This window comes from Prochlorococcus sp. ALOHA_ZT_50, from assembly GCF_022447305.1.
In the GTDB taxonomy this organism is placed as follows: domain Bacteria; phylum Cyanobacteriota; class Cyanobacteriia; order PCC-6307; family Cyanobiaceae; genus Prochlorococcus_A.
Map to the genome: position 1 here is coordinate 1 of NZ_JAKVCI010000041.1, position 7,367 is coordinate 7,367.

General features: G+C 32.7%; 9 protein-coding genes and 1 tRNA gene. 4 read left to right on the top strand and 6 right to left on the bottom strand.

What is annotated here, in order from left to right; all coding sequences use genetic code 11:
* Window positions 1-598, top strand: a 598-nt coding sequence (gene prmC / locus MK115_RS08660; protein WP_287610770.1) for a peptide chain release factor N(5)-glutamine methyltransferase, incomplete at its 5' end; no start/stop codon positions are given.
* Window positions 599-621: 23 nt separating this feature from the next.
* Window positions 622-1,203: an L-threonylcarbamoyladenylate synthase gene (locus MK115_RS08665; RefSeq protein WP_287610771.1), complete on the top strand. Its 582-nt coding sequence runs from the start codon at window positions 622-624 to the stop codon at window positions 1,201-1,203.
* Between the two features lie 178 nt (window positions 1,204-1,381).
* On the opposite strand, the gene MK115_RS08670 is transcribed toward MK115_RS08665, so the two are convergent.
* The 6 genes from MK115_RS08670 to ctpZ all read right to left on the bottom strand — a co-directional run bounded on the left by MK115_RS08670 (window position 1,382) and on the right by ctpZ (window position 6,026).
* Window positions 1,382-1,453: transfer RNA gene (locus tag MK115_RS08670), tRNA-Thr, on the bottom strand.
* Window positions 1,454-1,518: 65 nt separating this feature from the next.
* A complete protein-coding gene (gene minE, locus MK115_RS08675) occupies window positions 1,519-1,845 on the bottom strand; it encodes a cell division topological specificity factor MinE (RefSeq protein ID WP_025922902.1) in 327 nt (108 codons plus the stop codon).
* 1 nt (window position 1,846) lies between these two features.
* Complete coding sequence (gene minD, locus MK115_RS08680; RefSeq protein WP_025922903.1) at window positions 1,847-2,662, bottom strand: septum site-determining protein MinD; 816 nt, start codon at window positions 2,660-2,662, stop codon at window positions 1,847-1,849.
* Window positions 2,663-2,773: 111 nt separating this feature from the next.
* Window positions 2,774-3,436 (bottom strand): septum site-determining protein MinC, encoded by a 663-nt coding sequence (locus MK115_RS08685; protein WP_287610772.1) that lies wholly within the window; start codon window positions 3,434-3,436, stop codon window positions 2,774-2,776.
* Between the two features lie 10 nt (window positions 3,437-3,446).
* Complete coding sequence (locus MK115_RS08690) at window positions 3,447-4,703, bottom strand: HD domain-containing protein (RefSeq protein WP_287610773.1); 1,257 nt, start codon at window positions 4,701-4,703, stop codon at window positions 3,447-3,449.
* A gap of 36 nt (window positions 4,704-4,739) precedes the next feature.
* Window positions 4,740-6,026, bottom strand: a complete 1,287-nt coding sequence (gene ctpZ, locus MK115_RS08695; RefSeq protein ID WP_287610775.1) for a carboxyl-terminal processing protease CtpZ — start codon at window positions 6,024-6,026, stop codon at window positions 4,740-4,742.
* A gap of 71 nt (window positions 6,027-6,097) precedes the next feature.
* Between ctpZ and petB the strand changes: the two genes are divergently transcribed.
* Together petB and petD are read left to right on the top strand one after the other, a co-directional pair.
* Complete coding sequence (petB, locus tag MK115_RS08700) at window positions 6,098-6,754, top strand: cytochrome b6 (RefSeq protein ID WP_011817812.1); 657 nt, start codon at window positions 6,098-6,100, stop codon at window positions 6,752-6,754.
* Window positions 6,755-6,787: 33 nt separating this feature from the next.
* On the top strand, window positions 6,788-7,270 hold the full coding sequence (petD, locus tag MK115_RS08705; protein ID WP_002808353.1) for a cytochrome b6-f complex subunit IV: 483 nt from the start codon (window positions 6,788-6,790) through the stop codon (window positions 7,268-7,270).
* Window positions 7,271-7,367: the final 97 nt, after the last annotated feature.

Consider the following 7,367-nt stretch of genomic DNA (forward strand, 5'->3'; position numbering starts at 1 on the left):
TTCAAACAAAGTACTCATACCCCGAGCAGAAACAGAGCTCATAGTTGATATAGTCTTCAATATATTTCGAAAGAAATCAGAAAAATTATTTTTTGCTGAATTAGGAACTGGATCAGGAGCTATAAGTATTGCGTTGGCATTGGCTTATCCATTGAGCGAAGGAGTAGCAACTGATATAGATCAAGATGCATTAGAAATAGCCACTAAAAATTATATAAATTCTTCTAAACAATCAAATTTGAAATTTTATTGTGGAAATTGGTGGTCACCTCTTGAAAGTTTTAAAGGAAAATTAGACCTCGCTATTTCAAACCCGCCATATATTCCTAAAGATACTTATGAAAAATTACCCAAAGAAGTTAAAAATTTCGAACCTAAAGTTGCTTTATTAGGCGGCGAAGATGGTTTAAAACATATTAGGGAAATAATACAAAAAGCACCATTATTTTTAAAAGAGAAGGGCTGGCTAATTTTAGAGAATCATTTTGATCAAGGCGAAAAAGTAAAACAACTTTTTATTAAAAATAAATTTACATCAATAGAAATTGTGAAAGATCTTTCAGGTATTGGTAGGTTTACCATTGGAAGATATAAATAAATTATTACAAGTTCATAATCTAAATGAATTTAGTAGACTGCAAATCCGCTTTGAAGACTCTTAAAAGTGGTTTACCTATAATCTTCCCAACTGACACATTACCTGCGATTGGATGCTTGCCAAAATTTTCAAATATTATTTATGAGTTTAAAAAAAGAGATAGAGATAAACCCTTAATTCTTATGGGATCAGAACATAAACAATTAATTGATTATGTTCACGAATCAGCTAAAGAAGATTACGAAAATATAGCTTCAAAATATTGGCCTGGAGCTCTGACAATGGTTATTCCTGCTTCAGAAAAGCAGACTACAATCCTCACAAGCAATGATCTTACTCTTGGGTTGAGGATTCCAAATTCATATATGGCTCAATCTCTCATGAGAGAAACAGGCCCATTGTTAACTTCAAGTGCAAATATTTCAGGTTTTAAAGGATCAATTACAGTTGAAGGTATTGCTCTAGACTTCCCTTCTGTAAAAATTTTGGGCCCTATCCCCTGGGGAAAAAGAAGTGGAAAAGCTAGTACTATTATATTTTGGAAGAAAAGTGGAGATTGGAGACTGATTAGAGAAGGAGAAGTATTAGTTAGGGAATTGTATTAATGTTTTTATTATTATTTTTTGTTTTATTAATTCAATTTTTTACTTATTGGATATTTGAACCCCTTGCATCTTTTTTAGAGTATGTTCTCGAAATAAGATTGTTTCCTATCATTGCTCTGATAGGTTTAGTCTTTTTATTTTCAGCAAAGAATATTGAACAGAATTAAATAAATCAAAATGCCGGCTAACAGATTTGAACTGATGACCTTCGCTTTACAAAAGCGCTGCTCTACCGCTGAGCTAAGCCGGCAATCTCTTCATCTTACAATTAGGGAGGGTCAATTATCAGTATTTTTTTAGCTTTTTTTAAATTTATTACTTTTTGATATCTTTATTAGCTTTATCAGTTTTTTTGAATTTTATTTCTCCTGAAATAGTTCTTTTGATTGGTAAATTGGCAACTAATGCAGTCATTCTATCTTCAGTCTCTAAACTTACTGCCACCTCATCAAAATCAATTTCAACATATTTAGCAACAACATCAAGAATCTCTTTCCTCATTTTATCTAAAAGATCAGTTGTTAAGGAACTCATATCAACTCTGTCATGAGCAAGTACAAGTTGTAATCTTTCTCTAGCTGTATTTGCACTAGACGTTTCTCTGCCTAGTAATTTATTTATAAGATCTCTGAGAGTCATCATTTTAAAAAACCTTTGTTTGCATTAATCTCATGAATTTATCTTTAAGACTTTTGCCTTCTTTTTTTGGATCGATAATTGGTACATCTTTATTTGTAAGTCTTTGAGAAACATTCAAATAACATTTTTTTGCAGGAGATCTACCATCTGAAAGTGTCAGTGGCTCTCCTCTATTTGTACTTATTATTACCTGTTCATCTTCTAAAACAATACCTAACAAAGGCAAAGAAAGGATCCCTTGAACATCTTCGATAGATAACATTTCTTGACTAGCCATCATGTTAGGGCGAACTCTATTGATTACAAGTTGGATAGGCTCAATATCTGAAGTATTAAGAATCCCTATTACTCTATCCGCATCCCGCACTGCGGATAATTCTGGGTTAGTAACAACAATAGCTTCTTTACAGGCTGCAAGAGCATTTTTAAAGCCATCTTCTACACCAGCAGGACAATCTACTAAGACAAAATCAAAGTTCTCACTAAGTAGCTCACTAATTTTTTTCATATCTTCGGGCTTCATCCAATCCAACATCCTTGGATCTCCAGCAGGTAGAAGAGCAAGATTAGGTTCCTTTTTATGTCTAACCAATGCTTGGTCAAGACGACAATTCTTGTCTAGAACATCTTGAGCCGTATAAATGATGCGATTTTCTAATCCTAGAAGAAGATCTAAATTTCTTAAGCCAAAATCAGCATCTAATACAGCAGTTGTTGCTCCGCTATTAGCAAGTGCTATGCCTAGGTTTGCAGTTAAAGTTGTTTTGCCAACTCCTCCTTTACCTGAACAAATTAATATTGTGCGAGTATTCTTCCCCACGATTTTTAAGATTTTACAAATAATAAAGCCACTTGCAGAAAGTTAAATATTTTAAAGATTAAGTAATTCTTAAATTTATCTAGTTTGAATTAATTTATTGCAAATTATTGATTAATTTTTATTTTCGATTAAGTGTGGTTTGATAATTATCGTTTGTTTATCTATTACCGCAATTTCTGGATAACAATTTTTGGGCTTATCCTTTGGTCCAATAGCTATCACATCTGCAATTCTTAACTGTAAAGGGTTTAGATAAAGTGATGCAATAGAGGCATTTTTATTTCCACTTTTCCCTGCGAATGCGATCCCTAGTAATTTGCCCCAAACGTAAATATTTTTCTTAGCGGAAACTATTGCTCCTGGATTAACGTCTCCAATAATGCATAGGTTTCCATTTGAAGATATTCTTTCACCCGATCGTACTGTTCCTTTGTGAAGAATATCGTCTTTCTTTTTTGAATTGAATAATAGTAACTTATTTTTAATCTTTTGCTCTTTTACAAAAGCTGAATCTATTTTTAAAGACTTTCCACTCAGGATTGTTTCTCTATTATTTGAGTAAATGCATAAGGAACAAATATTAATTTTGTCAAAATGATTTTTTAATTTTGATAATTGATGAGAACTTATTGACTCATTGACTGCGAAAATTTTTGCTTCTAAAGGTTCCTTGATGGAAGAAAATCTTTTGAAAGTTTCATGGATATTATCTAAATCTAACAAAGAAAAAATTTCTAAATATTTACTTTTAGTGTTTTTTAAAACGATTTCCATTGAATTAAATCTAGGAATTGTTTTTTATTAATGAAATTTCATTTTTAATTTCATTTTTGATCATATCTGGATAAATAATAAAAGAGCTTTCCTCAGATCTCATTAAAGTTTTTATTAATGCAGAACTATTTTCTAATGCGCTTTGATAAGTGCCGTCCCATATTTTTAGTGCATTATTAGATTCAAAACCTTTAAAAGACCTTTCCTTAATCCCGCAAAATATTTCTGAATCATAACCATTCTTTTCACATAATTTTGTGGCAAATGCAAGGATTTTTAATCTATTCATCTTACTTAAAAAACTTATGTCTGATGCCTTTAATAAATCTCTGTCAATAAACATTTTGCATAGTGTAGAAAGTGGCTCAAAAGATTCATCTTTCCATCTAATCAAATGATAATAAAAGGTTACATCATCATTTCTTATGAAATCATCAAAATCAACCTTTGAAGGTGAAAAAATCCATTTATATAAAGAATTATCTAACCAAATATTCTTTTCATAATTATGTTTTATTGTGTGTAATATTTTTTCCAGAATCCATGTTGATATTTCGTTTATCCTGTGATTGTAGATTGTTCTATACATCAAGTTTCTAAGTACAAGGAAATGCTCAATAGCGATCACTCCTTTTGGTTTGATTCCGATATTCCCATCAGGTGAAAAGGTAAGAGCTGAAATTATTCTCTCTAAATCTACTAAGCCATAATTAGTACCTGTGTTGTAACTATCGCGTAAAAGATAATCGAGACGATCGCAATCTATCTCACTACTTATCAATGTTTTTAAAGGTTTTGAAAATAGTTGTTTTGATTGAAATAATTCACCAATTTTTCTGGGTAATTCGTTGTCATACTTTTTGAGGATTGAATTTATTGGAGAATAATTTGTAACTAAGTTTTCAGACCATTGTTCGTGATCATGCTTGAATATTGTTTCACTGGTATGGCTTAAAGGTCCATGACCTAAATCATGTAGTAGAGCTGCTCCATAAAGAACAAATTTATTTTCACAAAATGAAGATTTACTTTCAATTAATCTCTTATAAATTTTTCTAGCTATACAAAAAACACCAATTGAGTGAGTAAATCTACTCGATTCTGCACCATGAAAAAGTAATGATGCCGCTCCAAGTTGTTTTATTCTTCTTAGTCTTTGAAAAGCAACTGTATCAATTAATTCCATAATCATTAATTCTTCTGGCTTTCCTGCATCAAATACTATTTCTTTATGAATTGGGTCATGAAAAATTCTTTTAATACTCATATTTTTAAGATTTTTTATTTTCAATCTTTAGCCATTTCAAGATTTAATTTCTTCATTGTTTAATTCAATAGTTTGAACTGAAACTTCTTCTTTTTCTAGAAGCGACCCCAGAAATAATTCTGCATTCCTCACCCATTTATCGTCAGTACTTCCATAATCACTTGCATCCGGTAGATCAAGTAATTTGTCAGGAGTCATACCTTGGCCTTGAATATTATTACCATTGGGGGTTAAGTAACTAGCCACTGTTATAGCAATACCACTATCTTCTCCCAAACTTTTTAGGGATTGAATTAAACCTTTCCCATAAGTTTGTTCTCCCATAAGAATTGATCTCTCATTATCTTGTAAAGAACCAGCAAGTATTTCACTGGCACTTGCAGTACCTTTATTTACTAAAGTCACCATTGGTCCATCAAAAGATGTCTCTTTTTGAGAAATAATTGCATCTTTGATTCCATTTCTATCTTTTGTCTCGACTACAGGTTTCTCACTCAATAATGAGTCTGCAACTGCTATACCTGAGCTTACTAGTCCCCCTGAATTATTTCTAAGATCCAAGATTAAGCCCTCAACCTCTTTCTCTTTTAACTCTTGAAGTGCCTCTTCAACTTTTTTGGGTACGCTTTCGCTGAATTGAGTTATCCTTAAATATCCTATTGTGTGAGAATCGTCTCTTAATCTTTTTGTTCTAACTGGTCTGAGATCTACTGATCTCCTCTCTAGATCTACTTCCCTAATTTCTCCTGATTCCGAAGATACTTCAACTAAAACTTTTGTCCCTGATTCACCTCTTAACTTAGAGGCAGTACTTGCAAGCCCTAATTTTTCTGATGAGATTCCGTCCACTGTCTCTATCAAGTCCCCGCTTACTATTCCAGCTTCTTCAGCTGGCGAACCCCCAAGAGTAGAGATAACTTTAACTTTATTGTTATCATCTTCACCTAATTGAAGCCCAACACCATTAATTTCACTCCCAAAATTACTTGATTTCAGTAGTTCATAATCTTTTGGGCGTAAAACTCTCGTGTAGGGATCGTCTAGAGGTCTTAACATGTCTTCAATTGCGGAATAAGCCTCTTCACTTGTTTCAATTTGTTTCTGTAATGTTTTTTGTCTAATTCTTTTCCATTGGATTTCATCAAACTTTTCTGGATCATAAAAACCTTCGTTTACCAAGGTCCAAGCGTCAAGTACTAATTGCCTGCTATCACTGAGAGCATCCACTCTTTCAATCAATAAAAGATTGATAGAAAAAACGATGATCATTGATGCAGTGATCAAAGTTTTGAATGTTAAAAGTTTGTTAAAAGATGAATTCATTGGGTTAAGTGTTAACACCAAGTATAAGAATTTTAAGTAAGCTCTTTATATCAAAGCTAATTTTTTTTTGGATGGCGAATTCTTCATCTGTTTATGACTGGTTTCAAGAAAGGCTTGAAATCCAAGACATAACTGACGACGTAACTTCCAAGTACGTACCCCCTCACGTAAATATTTTTTATTGTTTAGGAGGCATAACTTTAGTATGCTTCCTAATTCAATTTGCAACAGGTTTTGCAATGACTTTTTACTATAAGCCAACAGTTACACAAGCTTATAGTTCAGTCAGTTATTTAATGACCGATGTAAGTTTTGGATGGTTAATAAGATCTGTGCATAGATGGAGTGCATCAATGATGGTTTTGATGTTAATCCTTCATGTCTTTAGGGTTTATCTTACCGGAGGTTTTAAAAGGCCAAGAGAATTAACTTGGGTTACAGGTGTTGTAATGGCAGTCATAACTGTCGCTTTTGGAGTGACAGGATACTCTCTACCTTGGGATCAGGTAGGTTATTGGGCAGTTAAGATTGTTTCAGGTGTTCCTGCTGCAATACCAGTAATTGGTGACTTTATGGTTGAACTACTTAGAGGTGGAGAAAGTGTTGGACAATCCACTTTAACCAGATTTTACAGTCTTCATACTTTTGTATTGCCATGGTCATTAGCAGTTTTCATGTTGATGCACTTTTTAATGATTCGTAAACAGGGTATTTCAGGTCCTTTATAAACTCTTATACTTAAACCATTATTAGTTCTCCATATGTCTACGTTAAAAAAACCAGATCTATCTGATCCAAAATTGAGAGCAAAGTTAGCTAAAGGTATGGGCCATAATTATTATGGTGAACCAGCTTGGCCAAATGATTTACTATATATCTTCCCGGTAGTTATCTTAGGAACTATTGCCTGCGTAGTTGGATTAGCAGTTCTTGATCCTGCAATGTTGGGAGACAAAGCTAATCCCTTCGCAACACCCCTTGAAATACTTCCTGAATGGTACCTCTATCCAGTTTTTCAAATACTTAGGGTTGTTCCTAATAAACTTTTGGGTATTGCACTTCAAACATTAATTCCACTTGGATTAATGATTTTACCCTTTATCGAAAACGTTAATAAATTTTCTAATCCATTTAGAAGACCAATAGCAATGTCTGTTTTCTTATTCGGAACTTTTCTAACAATATATCTAGGTATTGGGGCATGCTTGCCAATTGATAAATCTCTAACCCTTGGACTATTTTAGACTCAAATTTTAAACATATCTAGATCGTTATACTCATTCCTTAAAAAATGATTCATTAACAAAAATCCAACAATTGTCCAAGTTTGATATGTTCTTG

Coding starts and splice junctions, on each gene's coding strand:
- MK115_RS08665 (WP_287610771.1), top strand. CDS start 622: ATGAATTTAGTAGACTGCAAATCCGCTTTGAAGACTCTTAAAAGTGGT.
- minE (WP_025922902.1), bottom strand. CDS start 1,845: ATGATGACTCTCAGAGATCTTATAAATAAATTACTAGGCAGAGAAACG.
- MK115_RS08685 (WP_287610772.1), bottom strand. CDS start 3,436: ATGGAAATCGTTTTAAAAAACACTAAAAGTAAATATTTAGAAATTTTT.
- MK115_RS08690 (WP_287610773.1), bottom strand. CDS start 4,703: ATGAGTATTAAAAGAATTTTTCATGACCCAATTCATAAAGAAATAGTA.
- ctpZ (WP_287610775.1), bottom strand. CDS start 6,026: ATGAATTCATCTTTTAACAAACTTTTAACATTCAAAACTTTGATCACT.
- petB (WP_011817812.1), top strand. CDS start 6,098: ATGGCGAATTCTTCATCTGTTTATGACTGGTTTCAAGAAAGGCTTGAA.
- petD (WP_002808353.1), top strand. CDS start 6,788: ATGTCTACGTTAAAAAAACCAGATCTATCTGATCCAAAATTGAGAGCA.